General features: G+C 69.7%; 12 protein-coding genes. 4 read left to right on the top strand and 8 right to left on the bottom strand.

What is annotated here, in order from left to right:
- Positions 1 to 23: 23 nt before the first annotated feature.
- Both P0R32_RS05880 and P0R32_RS05875 read right to left on the bottom strand, forming a co-directional pair.
- Positions 24 to 2,327 (bottom strand): AAA family ATPase, encoded by a 2,304-nt coding sequence (locus tag P0R32_RS05880; RefSeq protein WP_276239021.1) that lies wholly within the window; start codon positions 2,325 to 2,327, stop codon positions 24 to 26.
- A 66-nt stretch (positions 2,328 to 2,393) separates the two neighbouring features.
- The gene (locus P0R32_RS05875; protein WP_276239020.1) at positions 2,394 to 3,011 is read right to left on the bottom strand and encodes a DUF7500 family protein; all 618 of its coding nucleotides are present in this window, start codon (positions 3,009 to 3,011) and stop codon (positions 2,394 to 2,396) included.
- Positions 3,012 to 3,179: 168 nt separating this feature from the next.
- Between P0R32_RS05875 and ileS the strand changes: the two genes are divergently transcribed.
- The 4 genes from ileS to P0R32_RS05855 all read left to right on the top strand — a co-directional run bounded on the left by ileS (position 3,180) and on the right by P0R32_RS05855 (position 8,683).
- A complete protein-coding gene (ileS, locus tag P0R32_RS05870; RefSeq protein ID WP_276239019.1) occupies positions 3,180 to 6,347 on the top strand; it encodes an isoleucine--tRNA ligase in 3,168 nt (1,055 codons plus the stop codon).
- A gap of 316 nt (positions 6,348 to 6,663) precedes the next feature.
- On the top strand, positions 6,664 to 7,068 hold the full coding sequence (locus tag P0R32_RS05865; RefSeq protein ID WP_276239018.1) for an ArsR/SmtB family transcription factor: 405 nt from the start codon (positions 6,664 to 6,666) through the stop codon (positions 7,066 to 7,068).
- The gene (locus tag P0R32_RS05860; RefSeq protein ID WP_276239017.1) at positions 7,065 to 7,535 is read left to right on the top strand and encodes a low molecular weight phosphatase family protein; all 471 of its coding nucleotides are present in this window, start codon (positions 7,065 to 7,067) and stop codon (positions 7,533 to 7,535) included. The genes P0R32_RS05865 and P0R32_RS05860 overlap by 4 nt, the downstream gene beginning before the upstream one ends.
- Complete coding sequence (locus P0R32_RS05855) at positions 7,535 to 8,683, top strand: DUF7973 family transport facilitator (protein WP_276239016.1); 1,149 nt, start codon at positions 7,535 to 7,537, stop codon at positions 8,681 to 8,683. Before P0R32_RS05860 ends, P0R32_RS05855 begins: the two co-directional genes overlap by 1 nt.
- A gap of 68 nt (positions 8,684 to 8,751) precedes the next feature.
- On the opposite strand, the gene P0R32_RS05850 is transcribed toward P0R32_RS05855, so the two are convergent.
- The 6 genes from P0R32_RS05850 to P0R32_RS05825 all read right to left on the bottom strand — a co-directional run bounded on the left by P0R32_RS05850 (position 8,752) and on the right by P0R32_RS05825 (position 18,744).
- Positions 8,752 to 9,093: a DUF7344 domain-containing protein gene (locus tag P0R32_RS05850; RefSeq protein WP_276239015.1), complete on the bottom strand. Its 342-nt coding sequence runs from the start codon at positions 9,091 to 9,093 to the stop codon at positions 8,752 to 8,754.
- Positions 9,094 to 9,595: 502 nt separating this feature from the next.
- The gene (locus tag P0R32_RS05845; RefSeq protein WP_276239014.1) at positions 9,596 to 12,781 is read right to left on the bottom strand and encodes a bacterio-opsin activator domain-containing protein; all 3,186 of its coding nucleotides are present in this window, start codon (positions 12,779 to 12,781) and stop codon (positions 9,596 to 9,598) included.
- A gap of 204 nt (positions 12,782 to 12,985) precedes the next feature.
- Positions 12,986 to 14,227 (bottom strand): anaerobic glycerol-3-phosphate dehydrogenase subunit C, encoded by a 1,242-nt coding sequence (locus tag P0R32_RS05840; RefSeq protein ID WP_276239365.1) that lies wholly within the window; start codon positions 14,225 to 14,227, stop codon positions 12,986 to 12,988.
- Positions 14,228 to 14,409: 182 nt separating this feature from the next.
- Positions 14,410 to 15,687 (bottom strand): glycerol-3-phosphate dehydrogenase subunit GlpB, encoded by a 1,278-nt coding sequence (gene glpB / locus P0R32_RS05835; protein WP_276239013.1) that lies wholly within the window; start codon positions 15,685 to 15,687, stop codon positions 14,410 to 14,412.
- Complete coding sequence (gene glpA / locus P0R32_RS05830) at positions 15,677 to 17,464, bottom strand: anaerobic glycerol-3-phosphate dehydrogenase subunit GlpA (RefSeq protein WP_276239012.1); 1,788 nt, start codon at positions 17,462 to 17,464, stop codon at positions 15,677 to 15,679. The genes glpB and glpA overlap by 11 nt, the downstream gene beginning before the upstream one ends.
- Before the next feature lie 101 nt (positions 17,465 to 17,565).
- Complete coding sequence (locus tag P0R32_RS05825; RefSeq protein ID WP_276239011.1) at positions 17,566 to 18,744, bottom strand: Cdc6/Cdc18 family protein; 1,179 nt, start codon at positions 18,742 to 18,744, stop codon at positions 17,566 to 17,568.
- Between the last annotated feature and the right edge of the window lie 40 nt (positions 18,745 to 18,784).

Raw genomic sequence — 18,784 nt, 5'->3', positions numbered from 1 at the left:
GGGCCGGGGGACCGGCGGCGTCCTCAGTCGAGCGACTCGTGGGGGCGCACGCGCTCCAGCGCCGCCTCGAAGTCGTCGCCCGTCACCGACAACGCGTCGGCGTGGTCGTTCGCCTCGTCGCCGAACTCCTCGGCGACGCGCTCGACGGCGCGCATCGTCGCCTCGCGGACGACCGCAGTGAGTTCGGCACCGGAGTACCCCTCGGTGTGCTCGGCAACCTCGTCGAGGTCCACGTCGTCTGCCATCGGCGTCCGTTGGGTGTGGACCGCGAGGATCTTCCGGCGACCCTCGGCGTCGGGCAGGGGGACCTCGACGTGACTCTCCAGTCTACCGGGGCGCACGAGCGCGTCGTCGAGGGCCTCCCGGCGGTTGGTCGCGGCGATCACCGCGAGGTTGGGGTTGGCGCTCGCCCGGTCCAACTCGGTGAGCAGTTGGGAGACGACGCGCTCGCCAACCCCCGAGGAGTCGCCACCCATCCCGTCGCGGTCGACCGCGATGGCGTCGATCTCGTCGAAGAAGACGATGGAGGGAGCCGCCTGTCGCGCCCGCTCGAACACCTCGCGGACGGCCTTCTCGGACTCGCCGACGTAGCGGTCGAGCAGTTCCGGGCCGGCGACCTCGATGAAGTTTACCTCCGACTCGCCCGCGATGGCGCGCGCGAGCAGCGTCTTCCCGGTGCCCGGCGGGCCGTACAGCAGCACGCCCGTCGGTGGGTCCGCGCCAGCAGCGTCGAACAGCGGCGCGTACGCCAGCGGCCACTCCACGGCCCGCTCCAGCGTCTTCTTCGCCTCGGTCAGGCCCCCCACGTCGTCGAAGGTGGTGTCTGGCTGTTCGGCCACGTACTCGCGCATCGCCGACGGCTCGACCGCTGCCAGCGCCGACTCGAAGTCCGCACGGGTCACCTCGACGGTCGCGAGGTCGACCTCGCTGTCGTCGTGGCGGGCGCGCCGGAGCGCCGTCAGCGCGGCCTCCGTGGTCAGCGAGTCGATGTCAGCGCCGACGAAGCCGTACGTCCGGGCGGCGAGTCGGTCTACGTCCACGTCGTCCGCGAGCGGCATCCGGCGGGTGTGGACCTCCAGAATCTCGCGGCGGCCCGCTTCGCCGGGCACCCCGATCTCGATCTCGCGGTCGAACCGCCCGCCCCGACGCAGCGCGGGGTCGATCGAGTCGACGCGGTTCGTCGCGCCGATGACGATCACGTCCTCACGAGCGTCGAGACCGTCCATCAGCGACAGCAGTTGCCCGACGATCCGGTTCTCCATGTCGCCGCCGTCCTCGCGCTGGCCGGCAATGGAGTCGATCTCGTCGAAGAAGATGATCGACGGCGCCGACTCGTCCGCCTGCGCGAATATCTCGCGGAGTTTCTCCTCGCTCTCGCCTTTGTACTTCGAGGTGATCTCGGGACCGGACACCGAGATGAAACTGGCGTCCACCTCGTTGGCGACGGCCTTCGCGATCAACGTCTTCCCCGTCCCGGGCGGGCCGTGCAGGAGGACGCCTTTCGGCGGGTCGATGCCGAGGCGGGCGAACACCTCCGGTTCGGACAGCGGGAGTTCGATCGTCTCGCGCACGAGGTCGAGTTCCTCGTCGAGACCCCCGATGTCCTCGTAGGTGACCCCGCCCGCGGGTGGCGTCGGCGCCGGGGCACCGCCGGTGGTGGTGTCGCCGTCGTCGGCGGCGCCGTCGCCGCCTCGCTCGCGGCGGTCCCGAGTCGGGAGGTCGACCGAGGCGCCCGTCCCCGACGTGGTGGTGTTCGGTCCCGCGCGCCCGCCGTCGGCCGACCCCGCAGTGCTCCCCGAGGCGGTGCTCGCGGATCCGCCGCCCGACCGCTCGACGGTGACGCGCGTGCCGTCGTGGATCTTGACCGGGCCCTCGGGCCGCGTGTCGCGGACGACGAACACGTTGCCGCCGAGGTGCGGGAGGCGGACCTGCTCGCCGGCGCTCACCGGCCGCCCATCGAGGTCGCGCTTGGCCGCGCGCGCCAGCGTCGACTCGTCGATGTCGACCGAGTCGAGCGCGGCGGGTGCCGTCAGCGTGACGGCGTCTGCCTCGCCGACGCGCTCTTTGCGGACGCGGACCTGCGTGCCGATCTTCGCGCCGGCGTTGGCGCGCGTCTCGCCGTCGACGAGGACCTCGCCGTCGTCGGCCTCGGTGCCGGCGGGCCACACCTTCGCCGCCGTCTCGCGGTCACCCACGATCACGACCGTCTCGCCCGAGAGAACCCCGAGCCTACTCATCGTCGCGTCGGAGAGGCGCGCGATACCGCGGCCGGCGTCGCGCTTGGCCGCGCCGCGGACCGTCAGCGCCACCCCGTCGTCGTCGCTCATGTCACGCGAGTTGGAGGCAGGGGGGTTTACCGCTTTCCACGTCGCCGGCGGCCGATCGTCGCCGGGTTACGACACGTCGAGCGCGAGGTCGGAGGCCGCGATCAGTTCGCGGAGCGTCTCCTCCGGCGGTTCGCCGGGGTTCACGCGCCGCGCGTACCACCGCAGCGCCGTCGCGAGCGTGTCCGTCGGGTCGGCGGAGGCGACGCGGAGGGTGTCGGTGTCGCCGCCGGCGGCGACCGCGAGCGCGAAGCCGTGGGAGGCGGAGAGCGCGCCGAGTTCGGCGGCGACCGCCGCCAGCGGGTCGTCCTCAGAATCAGGCGAGGAGTGGCCCGACGTCTCGGCTTCGGGGTCGGCGACCGACGCTCGTCGGTCCGCGTGGTTCGGATCGTCGCCGCTCCCGCCAGCGTCCGCCTGGTCGTCGTCGAGCAGCGCTCCCGGGTCGCGGAGGTCGTCGTGGCGCCCGCCACCGGTGGAGATGACGTAGCGCCCGTCTTCCGTCTCGTCGACGCCGTCGCGACCGCGGATGTCCAGGTCCTCCGGGTCCATCACACCGTCGCGGCCGACGGGCGGCCCCTCGTCGTCGCCCTCGTCCTCGTCGCTCGGGTCGGGGCCGTCGACGCGGACGACGTCGCGGACCGCCTCGTCGGCGTCCTCCGGCGCGTCTGGGTCGTCGGCGTCGCTCATGCCGGGCGCTTTCGGTGGTCGCCGTATGAACCCGTCGCCGCGGTTCTCAGCGGTGAGACGGCCGCGTGCGGGCGCCCACTCGTGGGGTCGCGGGCGTCCGTCCAACCGCGTGACAGCGCGCGGCGTGGGACCACCGACTTGATAACCTCGCGCCGGTTCACACCGCACATGGACGACAGCGACATCTCGGACCAGTACACGCCGGAGGCGGTGGAGGCCGCCGTCTCCGAGCGCTGGGACGAGACGGACGCCTACGAGGTGACGAAGGAGGCGCACGCGGACGACCCGTCGTTCTTCTTCGTCGACGGGCCGCCGTACACGACCGGCCAGATGCACCTGGGGACGGCGTGGAACAAGACCCTGAAGGACACGGTCATCCGCCGCCTCCGGATGGCGGGCCACGACGTGACCGACCGCCCCGGCTACGACATGCACGGCCTGCCCATCGAGACGAAAGTCGAGCAGGAACTCGGCTTCGAGACGAAGCGGGACATCGAGGAGTTCGGGATGGAGAACTTCATCGACGAGTGCCGCGAGTTCGCCCAGCGCAACCGCGAGAACATGGACGAGGACTTCCAGTCCATCGGCGCCTGGATGGACTGGGACGACCCGTACCAGACCATCGACCCGGAGTACATGGAGTCGGCGTGGTGGGCGCTGTCGCAGGTCCACGACCGCGGCCTCGTCGAACAGGGCAAGCGCTCTATCTCGCAGTGCCCGCGCTGTGAGACGGCCATCGCCAACAACGAGGTCGAGTACGAGGACATCGAGTCCCCCTCCATCTACGTGAAGTTCCCCCTCTCGGACCGCGAGGGGAGTCTCGTCATCTGGACGACGACCCCGTGGACCATCCCCGCGAACACGTTCATCGCCGTCGGCGCGGACCTTACCTACCAGCAGGTCGAGGCGACGAAGGACGGCGAGACGGAGACGCTGTTCCTCGCGGAGTCGACGGTGGAGGACGCCCTCCGTCGCGGCCGCTACGACGACTTCGAGGTCGTCGACGAGTTCTCCGGCGAGGAGTTGGTCGGCTGGACGTACGACCACCCGCTCGCCGAGGAGGTTCCCGAGCACCCGAGTTTCGAGGGTGCCGGCGAGGTGTACACCGCAGAGTACGTCGAGGCCGACCGCACGGGCCTCGTCCACTCCGCGCCCGGCCACGGGCAGGAGGACTTCGAGCGCGGGTCGGAACTCGGCCTGGAGGCGTTCTGTCCCGTCGGCGGCGACGGCGTCTACACGGACCTCGCCGGCGACTACGCGGGCACGTTCGTCCGCGACGCCAACGACGACATCATCGCGGACCTGGAGGAGAAGGGCCTCCTCCTCGCGAGCGAAACCCACGAGCACAGCTACGGCCACTGCTGGCGGTGTGACACGCCCATCGTCTTCCTCGCGACCGACCAGTGGTTCATCCGGATCACCGAGATCAAAGACGAACTGCTCGACAACATCGACGACGCCGAGTGGCACCCCCACTCCGCGCGGGAGGGCCGCTTCCGCAACTTCGTCGAGGAGGCGCCCGACTGGAACGTCTCCCGCCAGCGCTACTGGGGCATCCCGCTCCCCATCTGGGTGCCCGAGGAGCAAGAGCAGTACGACGCCGAGGACCTCATCGTCATCGGGACGCGCGAGGAACTCGCTGAACGCGTCGACCAGGACGTCGACCCCGACAGCATCGACCTCCACCGCCCCTCCGTCGACGACCTGACCGTCACCGAGGACGGCACGACGTACGAACGCGTCCCCGACGTGTTCGACGTGTGGTTCGACTCGTCGGTCGCGAGTCTCGGCACCATCGGCTACCCCGGCGACGAGGCCGACTTCGAGGAGTTGTGGCCCGCCGACCTCATCATCGAGGCGCACGACCAGACCCGTGGCTGGTTCTGGTCGCAACTCGGCATGGGCACCGCCGCGCTCGGCGAGTCGCCGTACAGCGAGGTGCTGATGCACGGCTTCACGACGATGGGCGACGGCTCGAAGATGTCCAAGTCGAAGGGCAACATCGTCGAACCGGAGGAGGCCATCGACGCCGCCGGGCGCGACCCCCTCCGGTGTTACCTCCTCAGCCACGAGCAGCAGGAGAAGAACCTCGCGTTCGAGTGGGACGGTCTCCACGAGATGCAGTCGACGCTCAACATCCTGTGGAACGTGTTCCGCTTCCCGCTGCCGTACATGGAGTTGGACGGCTACGACCCCGCCGACCCCGACGTCCACGACGCCGACCTCGACGTGGTCGACGAGTGGGTGCTCTCGCGACTCCAAACCGTGAAGGCGGAGATGGACGAGGCGTGGGACGACTACGAGGTCGACGACGCGCTCAACGCGCTGCTCGACTTCGTGACGACGGACGTGTCGCGCTTCTATGTGAAGGCCATCCGCGAGCGCATGTGGGAGGACGAGGACAGCGCCTCCAAGCACGCCGCCTACGACACGATGGCGACCGTGCTCGGCGAGGTGACGCGCCTGCTCGCACCGTACGCGCCGTACCTCACCGAGCGGATGTACCAGCACCTCGACGGCGAGGCGACGACGGTCCACCAACTGTCGACGCCGGCGGTCGACGCCGACCTCCGCGACGAGCAGTTGGAGACGGACATGGCCGTCCTCCGCGGCGTCGAGGAGGCCGCCGCGAACGCTCGCCAGCGCGCCGAGCGCAAACTGCGCTGGCCCGTCACGCGAGTCGTCGTCGAGAGCGACGACGACGCCGTGCGTGACTCGGTGTCGAACCTCCGTGACCTGCTGGGCGAGCGCGTCAACAGCCGCGCCGTCGAGGTCGTCGAGTCGTACGGCGAACTCGTCGAGGTGGCCGAACCCGAGATGTCCAAACTCGGCCCCGCCTTCGGCGGCGACGCCCAGGAGGTCATGACGGCCATCCAGGGCACCACTCGCGCCGAGTTGGAAGGGAGCGGCACGCTCGCCGTCGAAGTCGACGGCGAGGTGTACGACCTCGACGAGGAGATGGTGACGTTCCACTCGCAGGCGCCCGAGGGCGTCGTCAGCGCTGAGTTCGACGGCGGCACCGTGTACGTCGACACGGAACTCACCGAGGACGTGGAGTCGGAGGGGTACGCGCGCGACGTGGTCCGCCGCATCCAGGAGATGCGCAAGGAACTGGACCTCGAGGTCGACGAGCGCATCCGCGTGTCCGTCGACGTCGACGACGAGCGCGTCGCCGGCTTCGTCGACGAACACCGCGAGTACGTCGCCGAGGAGACGCGTGCGGACGCGTTCGTCGACGACGGCGACTTCGACCTCGTCGAGGAGTGGACCGTCGAGGACGTCGCGGTGACCATCGGCGTCGCACGAGTGAGCGCACAGTCTCCCGTAGAGGAGTAAGGCGAACCACACGCCTCACTCCCACGAACCGACGGCTCGTGGTCGGTGTCGAACGGGCGTGAGAATCGCGCCTCGAAGCGGCCGATGCCGGCCACCGAGACCACTCGATCGGTGGGCGGCAGGCCGCACGTCGAGAGCGAACTGGAACGGAACCGTCTCCCGTGCCGCGCGCGGACCCTCCGTCGCAGCGGCGTTTCTTCGTTGGGTGCCAACACCCCTCAACATCGGCGACGCTTCCAGACGCTCGGGAACGCTCCGGAGCGCTCCCGACGGCTCGTCCCGCCATCTTCATATGAACAGTTCTGCAATCGTTGGTATGGCAACGACCGAGCGGCTGGAGCGACTTATCGCCGACGAGGTCGGCGAGTGCTGCGGGAGCGACGTCGAGGACCGACTGACCGACCTCCGCGCGCTGGGCGAGCGCGCGGCGGTGGAGGCGGCCGACGAAACCGCCGACCTAGACGCGCTGTCGGCACTCGGGAGCGACACCCGCTACCGACTGGTTCGGGTCGTCGCCGCGGCCGACGACGACCTCTGTGTCTGCGAGTTGGAACCGTTGGTCGACGTGAGCGAGTCGGCGGTCAGTCACGCGCTGTCGACGCTGACCGACGCCGGCCTACTCTCGCGCCGCAAGGAGGGGAAGTGGCGCTACTACGGGACGACCGCGCGGTCGGAGGCGCTGTTGGACGCGCTGGACGCAACCCGGGAGGTGGCAGAATGAGCGCCGACGAGACCGCCGGAGGCGACGAGCCAGTCCGCCTCGCGTTCGTCTGCGTCCAGAACGCCGGTCGCTCGCAGATGTCGTACGCGTTCGCGCAGCGGGAGGCCGAGCGCCGCGGCCTCGGCGACCGCGTCGAACTGCTGACGGGCGGCACCCACCCCGCCGACCACGTCCACGAGGAGGTCGTCGACACGATGGCCGACATCGGCATCGACGTGGCCGGGCGGACGCCCCAGAAGCTCACCGACGAGCAGTTGAACGAGTGCGACTACGTCGCCACGATGGGCTGTTCGACGCTGTCGCTGGCGGACACGGTGCAGGCGCGCGACTGGGCGCTCACCGACCCCGACGGGAAGTCGCCGGAGGAGGTCGCCGCGATCCGCGACGAGATCGAGGGCCTCGTCGTCGACCTGTTCGACGAGGCGTTCGGAAGGGACGAAGGCGGCGCTGACGGGGCCGGAGCGTAGTGCCGCTCGCGGATCTCCTCGCGGTCGAACTCCTGATCGCGGCGTTCGCGGGCGGCGCATTCGGCGCGGCGCTCGGGGCGCTCAACACGTTCGTGCTGTGCGGCTTCGTCGTGATCGCCGGCGAACTGTACGCGCTGGCGACCCGCGCCGCGGGTGGCGCGGTCCCGGTGAACGTCACCGGCGACATCGCCTTCGGGGTCGTGCTCGGTCCGCACGTCGCCTTCGGCGGCGGCGCCGCGGCGCTGGCGTACGCCGTGAGCAAGGGGTACGTCGAGACGCCCGGTTTCGACTATCACCCGGCGAAGGAGGTCACCGTCGGCCTCGGGAGTCGCCCGGACGTGCTCGCCGTCGGCGGCGTCTTCGGTGTGTTCGGGTTCGCGGTGGCGACCGCCTCGGGGTCGCTCGGCGTCCCCACCGACCCCGTCGCGCTGGGCGTCGTCCTCTCGGCACTGGCCCACCGTGCCGTCTTCGGCTACAGCCTGGTCGGCGCGCCGCTGGTGAAGCTGCTCGACATGACGCCGTTCGAGCGCGGCGACGGGCTGGTGGGGCTCCCCGGCGGCGGCGCCGCCGACGGTGGCGAACAGCGGGCCGAGCGTCCCGACGCCGTCACCGACGGCGGTGTCACTACCGCCGCGATACCTCGCGTCCACGACGCAGCCGACGACCCGACGCGGGTCGAGCCGTGGCTCCCGTACCTGTACCAGTGGCGCGACGTGGTCGGCCTCGGCGCGGTGGTCGGCGTCCTCTCGGGGTACGTCGCGTACCTCACCGGGAGCGCGTTCCTCGCGTTCGGGATCAGCGTCGCCGCGCTCGTGTTCCTGATCGGCGGGACCGCCCGCATCCCCGTCACCCATCACATGGCGCTCCCGGCGAGCACAGTCGTCCTCGCGCTCGCGGGCGCCGAGCGTGGGTCGGTGCTCCCGGGCGTCGTCGCTGGCGACGTGTCGCTGACGGTCGCCCTCCTCGTCGCCGGGGCGTTCGGCGTCCTCGGCGCGCTGGCGGGCGAACTGCTCCAGCGCGTGTTCTTCGCGCACTCGGAGACGCACCTCGACCCGCCCGCCGCGAGCATCGTCGTCTCGTCACTGGTGATCGGCGCGCTCGCGTGGCTCGGCGTGCTGCCGGCGAGCGCGTGGATCCCGCTGGGATAGCGAGACCACGAGCGCGGAGTGGGGTGTGGCGGACGGTGTTCGCCGTCCTCAGGCAAAGGCTGTGGCTGTCACACCCAGCAACCGGGGAGTTCGTCCGCGTGGGCACTCATTAGTTCGAGCAGGGGGCGAATCTCGTCGAAGTGCGGTCCCTTCCGCACCGAGTTGGCCTCCCGATCCCACTCGACGACTCCCGCACCCTCCAGTTTCGGGAGGTGGGTGTGCCGCATACGGATCTTGAGCGTCTCCAAGTCCTCGTCCGAACAGATGGTGTCCGCGGGCAACTGTGGATCACGGTCGTCCTGTGGATTGTGTTCGAGCAACGCGGCGAGTAACCGGCGCCGGTACCCGTTCGCCAAGACGTCCAACATCGTATCCATCGATGGTGCGTCGTCCGCCGCCTCAACGATCATGGGTCGGAGCCACCTCCGGGGTGTCCCGCCGTTCGCCCGACCTGTTCGCTCGCGTGGAGCGTGGTGGCGCCGCGGGTGCGTGTCGCCCGTTCCTCGACCGAGGGCAGGTCGTCGCAACGGAGGGATCGACCTGGTCTGCGTTGGTCGTCCCGGCGACGCAGACGACTGTGCAGGTCCGAAACTCCCGACGTCTCGTTCACGCCTCGAGTCCTGCCCCTCGCTAGACATGTCTCGGACGTGGTTCCCACCCTGGTACCTACCATGCCCTCTATCACGAACGATACCGACGTAAGCACGAGTGCGGAGAGTTACGACACCCTCCGGACCGATATCGCACTATTGCGAACACTCGGAAGTCCCCCCACTCCGTGGATAGTCGCTTGTTACGGCTTGCAGCCGTGAATTCGCCACGAATCGATCTCAAACCCGGGAGGCGGCTGTCACTGGAATAGTGAAAACTCGCAATAGTACGACGTGACGCCACGGGACGTACCGACGTCGGCTACGCCTGGTCGAACAGCACACGCAGGAGCGTCCGTTCTGCCCCCCTCAGGTGGTAGTTGAACGTCGATTGGGCGATGTCCAGCGCGTCGGAGAGCTCCTGCCCTGTCTGCACGCGGGGGAGCTCGAAGTACCCGCTCCGGTAGGCCAACTCGATGACCTCCTGTTGGCGCGGGGTGAGGCGCTCCTCGAACGTCGTCTGCAGGTGCTGTGTCGTGTCGAACGACGGCGTCTGCGACCGTCGCGCGAGCAGTTCCAGCCCGGGAACTACTCGACGCACCCGCTCGACGAACTCGCGGACGTCGACCGTCTCCGGCAGCGCCACGACGGCGGTCGCCGTACCCTCGTCGATGGTCAGCGAACGGATCGTCGACCCGTTGTCGAGCAACTGTGCAGCGAGCGTCGTCTCGACCACCGTGGCTTTGTACAGAGACCCGGTCTCGCGGTCGGTCAGGTGCCGCAGTTCCTCGATAGCCAGTGCCTCCTCGCCTGCAGCGACCACCTCGTCGGGGTCGGCGCCGGTCGCGGTGAAGAACACGGTCGTGTCACGCCCCGTTCCCGGCACCAGCCCCCGGAACTCGATCACGATGCCCGACTCGCGTGCGAGTTGGACGAGCGGCGTGTCTGCCGTGGCGGTCTGGAGCGTGAGTTCGACGACGCTGTCGGTCTGCCGGATCACCTTCGTCTCCACGGCGTGGATGGCGTGCGCGATGGTCTTCCCGAGGTCGCCGAGCACCGCCGAATCGCGCTCGTTGTGGAGTGTCGACCTGCCGTACACGACCAAGACGCCGTAGACCGACTCGTCGTGGACGAGGGGGATGCCGAGACACGACCGCGCGCCACGTTCGAGCGCCCGCTCGCGCCACGGCCCCGCCCGCGGGTCGGTGGCGATGTCCGCGATGACTTGCGTCTCTCCAGTTCGTACCGCTGCCGCAAAGGGATTCTCGTGCGCCGCCGACGGGTCGCCGGGCGCGGCGAGGTCGTCCAACGCGGTGCTGTCGATGCCGGCCCACGCCCGCGGTTCGACCGTCCCGGAGTCGGCGCTGAAGTCGCCGATCCACGCACACTCGTACAGATCGGACGCCGCCAGCCGCTCGCAGGCCGCCTCGTCGATGGCGTCTGCGGTGTCGGCCTCCACGAGCAACTGGTCGATCTCCCACAGCAGCGAGTAGAGTCGCTCGAAGTGGGCCAGTTCGTCGTTCTGTCGGGCCAGCGCGGCTACGCTCTCGGCGCGGTCCCACGCGGCCGCGACGGTCGCGGCGACCGTCTCGACGAGGTTGACGGTCCGCTCGTCGAACGCTCCGGGCTCCGTGGAGCCGGCGCAGATGACGCCGTGTCGGCCGACCGGAGCCAAGATACGGCGTCGCAATCGTGCAGCCGTCGAGTCGGTGTCCGGCACGTCGAGCGCGTCGTCGACGTCGACTTCGTCGCGGACGAACGTCTCCCAGACGTCGTCGGCGAAGTCCTCGGGGAGCAGGACGGCACCGAGGTCGGCCACCGAGTGGGTGTGACGTTCGTACTCCCGGATCGTCCCGCTCGTGTCGTCGTACCGCCAGAGTGCGGCGTACTCGACGCCGAGCACGTCGCCCGTGAGTTCGGCGACGCGGTCGGGGATCGTCTCGGCGTCGGCGTTCATCAGCCACCGGCTTTCGGTCGTGAGTCGTTCGAGCGCCCGTTGGGTCCGTCGCTGTTCGGTGATGTCGTCGAACAGGATGGCGACTGTGCGCTCCTCGGGGTCGCCGATTCGGAACGCGTCGACGTCGTACCAGCGACCGTCGAGGTTCTCGGCTTGGTCTTGGAACCGCTCGGGTTCGCCGGTTCGAGCGATCCGTCCATATCGCTCGGACCAGCGGTCGTGGTGGTCCGGCACCAGGTCGTGCATCCGTTCGCCCTCAACATCGGTCAGGCCGGTGTGGCGTTCGAACGCCGGGTTCGTCTCCACGAAGCGGTAGTCGACGGGCTCGTCGTCGTCGAACAGCACTTCGACGATGCAGAACCCCTCGTCGATGGATTCGAACAGCCTCCGGTACCGGTGCTCGGTTTCGTCCAACAGCCGTTCGCGCTCGATCTCCGCCTGTTTGCGCTGTGTGATGTCGAACGTGACACCGCGGAGGACTGACGGGTCGTCGTCGGACGCGCGCCCACGCCAAGAGATCCAGCGGGGCGGATCGAGGTGTTCGAGTTTGAAGTCGTTCTGAATCTCCTCACCGGGTTCGAACGTGATGTCCGGCACCTCCTCGACCTGCGCGACGCCGGCGTCCGACGCGTTCTGCATGAACTGGTCGACCGGGACGGGCTCGTCAGTGGGCGGCAAGTCGAACAGCGACAGCATGGCGTCGTCGGCGCATACCATCTGGGTGTCCAGATTCCACTCCCACGTCCCCATCTCGGCGGCGTTGAGCGCGACTTGGAGCCGATGTTCCGTCTCGCTCAACGTCTGTTCGGCCCGCACCCTGTCGGTCACGTCGACTGCGATGTTGAACACGCCGCCGATCGACCCGTCGGCCAGCGGGATCGGATTGTAGCTGGTGTCCCACCAACTGTCCTCGACCTCGTCGGACCGTTTGATCGGGAGCAGCAGTTCGTCGTGTTTGACCGGCCCCTCTCCTGCCAACACCCGCTCGTGGATCGGACCGAGCGTCTCCCACGCTTCCGGGAAGACGCTTCGAGCGGGCTGCCCGAGTGCGTCCGGGTGCTTCACGCCGATGACGTCACGCGCCGGGTCGTTGTACAGCAACGTCAAGTCGTCTCCCCAGTAGATGCCGATGGCCTCGTCCGCCCCCAGCATGAGGCTGACCGCGTTGTGCAGTTCGGTGGGCCACTCGTCGATCGGTCCCAGCGGCGTCTCGGCCCACTCGAACGCCCGGATGCGGTCGGCCATCTCGTTGTCGACCGTGGAACCCGGGAACTGGGCGTGGGGGGGCGCGGACGAACCGGAGCGTTCGGGTGCGTCGGGCACGTCGTCGGCGCGGTCGCCGACTGGGCGCCACCACACCCGCCCGCGGGCGCCGACCTTCTTCGTCTCGATGGCACCCTCCTCGACGAGCGCGTCGAGTCGGTTGTAGATGGTCCGGTCGGAACAGTCGAACTCCGCGGCGATCTCCGGGGTCGTGAACGGTGTTCCCGGCGGCCCGAGCCGGTCGAACGCCGCGCGGACGGTGGCGAGGGAGGGTGTCAACGAAGCCATAGACAGTGTTAGACACTGACAACCATATAGTTGCGGTCAACGGAATCCCCTCAGTGATCTGGTGCACGGGGCTCCGTCCCCGGAGCTCTCGTGTGACACAGGTTCACAACCCCGGGAGTACCCGTCGGGCAACGATTTCCGACAACCGAACAGCCGCCAGACGAGCGAGCGCCGGCGCGAACGGCGGACGGGAGTGGCCCGTCCTCAGACCTCGACGTCCGTCTCGACGAGCGCCTTCTCCAGCACTTCCAGCGGGTGGTTGATCTCGTAGCCGGTCCCGTGTTCCATCTGCATCGAGCAGGTGGGGCACTCGGTCATGCCCGTCTCGCCCTCGGCGTGCTCCATGTGCTCGAACATCTCCTCGCCGATGGCCATGGAGTAGTCGTACTTCTCCTCCTTCCAGCCGTACGTCCCCGAGATGCCCGAACAGGAGTCGCCGACGTCCTCCACACCGACGCCGTCGAGGTGGCGGAACAGCTCCACCGCCTGCCGGTCGAGCCCCTGATTCCGGGAGTGACACGGCGCGTGGTACGCGAAGTCCGGGAGGTCGAGTTCGTCGCCGTCGACCGCGCGGATGGGGTCGATGACGTTCTCGTTGATGAGGAGGTACTCCAAGGCATCGTAGGTGTTGGCCGCGACGGTCTCGGTGCCGTCGAGGTCGAACTGCTCGGGGTACTCCTGGCGCAGCGCCATCGAACAGGAGGTGCAGGAGGCGACGATGTCGTACCCGTTCTCGATGGCGTCGCCCAGGTTCTCGACGTTCACCTTCGCCGAGCGGCGCGCGTCGTCGAGCATGCCGTTGGCGAACATCGGCGTGCCCGAACAGCGCTGGTCGGGGACGAGGATCTCGTAGCCGAACTCCTCGTACACGCGGACGAGCGCCTTCGCCACCTCGACGGTGTTGTAGTTGGCGTAGTCGCCGTGGAAGTACGCGATGCGCTTCTCCTCGCTCTGGACCTTCGGGCCGCCGCGCTTCTTCCACCACGAACGGAACGTCTCGTCGGCGAACTCCGGGAAGTCGCGTTCGGCGGTGATGCCGAGCACCTTCTCGTTCACCTTCTGGACCAGCGAGTTGCCCATCACGGCGTTGGTGAGGCGGGGAACCTTCGAGCCGAGGCGGGCGAGCGTGCCGTAGTTCGCGAGGATGCGGTTGCGGATGTACTCCCGCGAGAGCTTGTCCATCTGGTTGTCGACGTACTCCCCGCGGGCGCTGTTGTGCATCTGCGAGAGCGGCACGTCTGATGGACAGGCGCCGTCACAGCGCATGCAGTTCGAACAGCCCATGATCGAGTCGTCGATCTCGGTGTCCTCCTTGCGCTTGAGGCGCCACTGCTCGGGCCCCTGGAACTTCGGCCCCGGGAACGAGTCGTCGACCTCCGCGACCGGACAGGAGGTGTCGCAGGAGGTGCACTTGTAACAGGAGTCGGCGCCCGGCCGCAGGTCCATGTCCGACCCGTCGAACACGTCGACCGGCTCGAACTCGCCGCCGGACTCGGCTGTGGTGCCGCCGTCGGGGACCGCGTTCCCGCTCGCCGCGGCGTCGCCTTCGCCGTCGGCCGCCGCTGTCGGTTGCGTCCCGTCGCTACAGCCGCAGTCGCCGTCCGTCTCGTGTGTGTCGTGTGTGTCGGTCATACCTCCTCCGCCGCGGTACGGCCCGCGACCAGCCCCGTGGCCAGCGAGACGCCGCTGGCCGACTTCTCCCGCGCCACGTCCGCGCCGCCGACGACCCCGCCGGCGGCGAACAGGTTGCCGAACTCCGGCGATCCGCTCGCGTCGAGCGGCCGGAGTTGTTCGTCCGGGTCGACCCCGAAGCGTGCGAACGCGTGGTCCGCGAACGCGCCCTCCGCAGACCACGCCATCCGATCCTCGGGCGCGGGGACGTGACAGCCGAACACCCCCTCACGCGGCCCGTCGCGGTCGGAGTCGAGGCCCTTGCCGACGAGGCCGCCCGTGGCGAGCACGTACGCGCCGGCGCTGTACGGGATCCGTGCGCCGTTGCGGTCGATGATCACGTGGTCGATGTCGCCGTCGTCGTCCGTCTCGTAGTCGACGACCGGGTTCCCGGTCGTCATCGACACGCCCGCCTCGTCGAGCGCGTCGAACAGACGGTCCTCCAGTCGGATCCCCGGGAGGCTCGGCGGCCCCGTGGGAATCTCGAACACCTCGGCGTCGAGGCGTTCCGACAGGTCCGCCCGCACCTCCTCGACGTGGGCGTCGCCCAGCATCGCCGGGAAGCCGACACGCTCGGCGTCGCCGAGGTTCGGGCGCACGCGGTCGGCGAGGCGCTGTCGGGTCGAGCGGCCGTTCCCGGCATCCTCGTCCCGTTCGAGCGCGTGCGCGAGGCGCGTCACCGCGGCGTCGGCGCGGTAGTCGCCCGGGAACTCGACGGTGGCCCCCCTCACGTCGAAGGGGACGCCCGCGGCGGTCAGGCGCTCCGCCGCCAGTGGCGCGTCGAAGTCCGTGGCCGCCTCGAACCCCACGAGGAGCGTCGGTCGGTCGTCGCTGACGAGGCCGGCCGCCATGCTACGCGGGTACCGCGCGGTCGGCTTCGCGCGCCCGGAGGTCGTCGCCACGAGCGCGTTGCGGTCGGTGTGGCTCCCCCGATACAGGTCGCCGACGACGCCGTCGAACAGCGCCAACCCCTCGCGGAGCGCGTCGGCGCCGACGACGCGGTACGGGTGGTTGTCGGGGAGGTCGTCGACACCAGTGAACGGGTCGGCGACGGGGCCCGTCCCCGCGTCGGGGTCGGGGTAGCCGAGCGCGTCGACCAGCCCGCTGGCCTGCCGGAGCGTGCTCTCCTTCGCGGAGATGAGGTGCACGTGCACGCCCTCGCGGGCCGCCGACAGCGCCGCGGTCGCGCCGGCGAGGCCGCCGCCGACGACGACAACGTCCGACTCAATCGCCACCCGCGTCACCCCCGTCGCGTCGGTCCATCGCGTCGGCGTCGACCGGGATGCCGCCGTCGGGGGCGGTCGCACCCGTGGCGTCACCCGCGTCGTCGAGGCCGCCCGCGGTGTCGGGCGCCTCACCCGTGTCGAACGCCGCAAAGTCCTCCGGGGCGGCGCCGTCCCGGTTCATCGTCGTCGCGTGCAGCAGGTGGTTGAGCATCGCCTGCGAGAGCTGTTGGCCCCACAGCGCGTGGCGCTGGCCCTTCCACCGCTCTTGCCACAGTTCGTCGAGCGCGGCGTCGACGGTCGGCTGGTCGTAGCCGCCGAAATCGTGGAGTTCGTTCGCCATCCGGTGGGCGCAGAAGCCGCCCTGACAGTTGCCCATCGACGCGCGGGTCCTGAGCCGAACGTCGTTCAAGTCGGTCCCCGACTCACCGATGGCGTCGCGCAGTTCCGCTCGCGTGACGGCTTCGCACTGACAGACTACTGGGTTCGCCTCGTCCGTCTTGAGTACCTCGTCGGCGCGGCTGCCGAGTCGCTGGACGCTCCGGCGGCCGATCGGCGAGCGGAGGCCGAACTCGTCCATGTAGTCGCGCAGCACAGAGAAGTCCTCGCTGCCGGGGAGGGGCTCGTCGGCGGTCGTACACTCGGCGTCGACGCCGAGCAGGTCGCAGACGTGGTCGGAGATTTTCTCGGCCATCAGCCGGTAGGTGGTGAACTTCCCGCCGACGATGGAGGTCATCCCGGGCAGGTCGTCGCGCTCGGCGTGGTCGAGCAGGAAGAAGTCCCGCGTGATGTCCGTCGGGTCGGCGGTGCCGGTGCCCGGGGGCTCGTACAGCGGGCGTACGCCCCAGTACGACCGGATCGTGCGGGCGTCTTCGAGCATGGGAACGAGCTTCGACAGCTCCTCGATCATGAGGTCGACCTCCCACGCCTCCTCGGGGTAGTCCTCGGGGTCTTCGACCTCCTCGTCGGTCGTGCCGAGGATGCAGGTCGTCTCGTGGGGGACGACGATGTCGGCGTCGCCCTTCGGCTGACAGCGGTTGATCACCGTGTCGACCTCGCGGACGTTCATCACCGTCATCACGCCCTTGCTCGGCCGCACCTCGACGGTCACGCCGGCCATGTCGCCGATGCGACCCGCCCACGCGCCCGTCGCGTTGACGATGTGGTCGGCGTAGATCGCCTCCGTGCCGCCCTCGGTGCCGTGGACGCGCTTGCCCGGCCCGGATTCGTGGGTCACCTCGACGCCGACGATCTCGCCGTCCTCGACGAGCACGTCCGTCACCGGCGAGTGCGTCTCGATGCGCGCACCGTGTTGTTCGGCGTCGGCGGCGTTGGCGACGCACAGGCGGAACGGGTCGATGGCGCCGTCGGGAACCCGGATCGCCTTGTCGATGTCGCCGGCGAGGAACGGTTCGACCTCGCGAGCCTCCTCTGCAGAGAGCACCTCCGCGGGAATGCCACACTCGCGACAGCCCTCCAACTTCTTCTGGAAGTACTCCTCGGTGTCCTCCGGTCGCTTCACGAACAGCCCGCCGGTCATCTCGACGCAGTGGCTCGCGATGTCGCGCAACACCCGATTCTCCTCGATACACTCCCGGGCGCTGGCCTGGTCGGAGACGGCGTACCGGCCGCCGCTGTGGAGGAGTCCGTGCATCCGCCCCGTCGTCCCGTGTGTGAGGTTGCCCTGCTCGACGAGCGTCACGTCGACGCCGCGGATGGCGAGGTCTCGCGCCACGCCGCAGCCTGTCGACCCGCCGCCGATCACGAGCACCTCGGTCCGTTCGCTCATACTGTGGCTCCGTGTGTCATACTACACGGGGGCGCCGGCCATTACGTTATCGGTAGTCGGGAAGCGAGAGTAAAGATACCGCGGGACGCCGGCGCCCCGACTCAGACGGTCGTGCGGTCGAACCGCCGTCGGCTGAGCCGTTGGAACGCGAGTGTCGCGAAGCGCGGTTCCACGCGGCTCGGCGGCCGGCCGGGGCCGCCGTGGTCGTCGACCTGCACGCGTTCGACGACGCCGGTCTCGGCGAGTTCGTAGAGGAACCGCTCGACGGTGGAGGCGGTGAGGTCGAGTTCGCCAGCGATCCGCGCCGCACAGCCGCTGACGGGCGCGCGCTGCTCGGGGGCGAGCGCGACGAGACACCGGAGCGCCCGGATCCGGTTCGCGGGGAGCGCGAGCACCCGTCCGAGGGGGACACACGGCCACGGAACCGCCCGCATGCCGGCCTCGATGTCGGCGTCGTCGACGACGGCCTCGCCGGCGGCGGATGCGGCTTCGACCGCCCCCAACACCGCCGAGAGAGCGAACTCTGCGTCGCCCTCCGCCCACTCGGCGACGCGCCGGATGGAGGCGTGGCTCAGCGACCCCTGCCCGAGACCGGCGTCCGCGCGAGCGGCCAACAGGTCCGTCAGCGCCGCCTGCGAGTACGGGTCGACTTCGACGACGGCGGTCTCGGGCGGGACGCCCGCCGCCGATGGCTCCTCACGACCGATGGCGAGCCATGCGAAGGCGCCAGCGACGCCCGCGAGGCGGTCGTCGACGGTCGCCACGTCGACCGTCTCGGGTTCGGCGACGTGGTCCGCGACGACCACGACCGGTCCGCCGCCGCGGACGCGTCGTTCCAACCGCTCGTGAATCTCGTCTGTGCCGACGCCGCTCCGGGGGACCGATTCGGGCACGAGGCCGTCGAGGACGGCGTGTGCGAACTCGAACGCCGAGTCCGCCTCGCGGAGGTCCACGCGGACGAACGAGACGCCGGGGGCGCTCCCGCCGCGCGTGGTCGTGTAGACGGCGTCCGTTGGCGGAGACAGCGACCCGGCCAGTCGCTCGACGAGGGCGGTCGTGACCGCGGACTTCCCCGTCCCGCCGGGGCCGTACAGGTAGCCGTTCGGCGGGACGGTGCCGTCGAACACGGGGTCGAAGTGGTCGAGGAGGCGTTCGACGAGTGGGCCGCGCCCGATCGGTTCTTCGGGGTGCCAGACGGGACTCAACGGGTCCTCGTCGAGCACGAGTCGGTGACGGTCGCCGGTCCGGCGACGACGCGCGATGCGGTCCTCGATGTCCATGGTCGTGTGCGTCGGCCCGGTCGCAGAGGGGCCGAATCGG

This window comes from Halobaculum marinum, assembly GCF_029338555.1.
GTDB classification, from domain to species: domain Archaea; phylum Halobacteriota; class Halobacteria; order Halobacteriales; family Haloferacaceae; genus Halobaculum; species Halobaculum marinum.
This window is presented reverse-complemented; position numbering and strand designations above follow the sequence as displayed.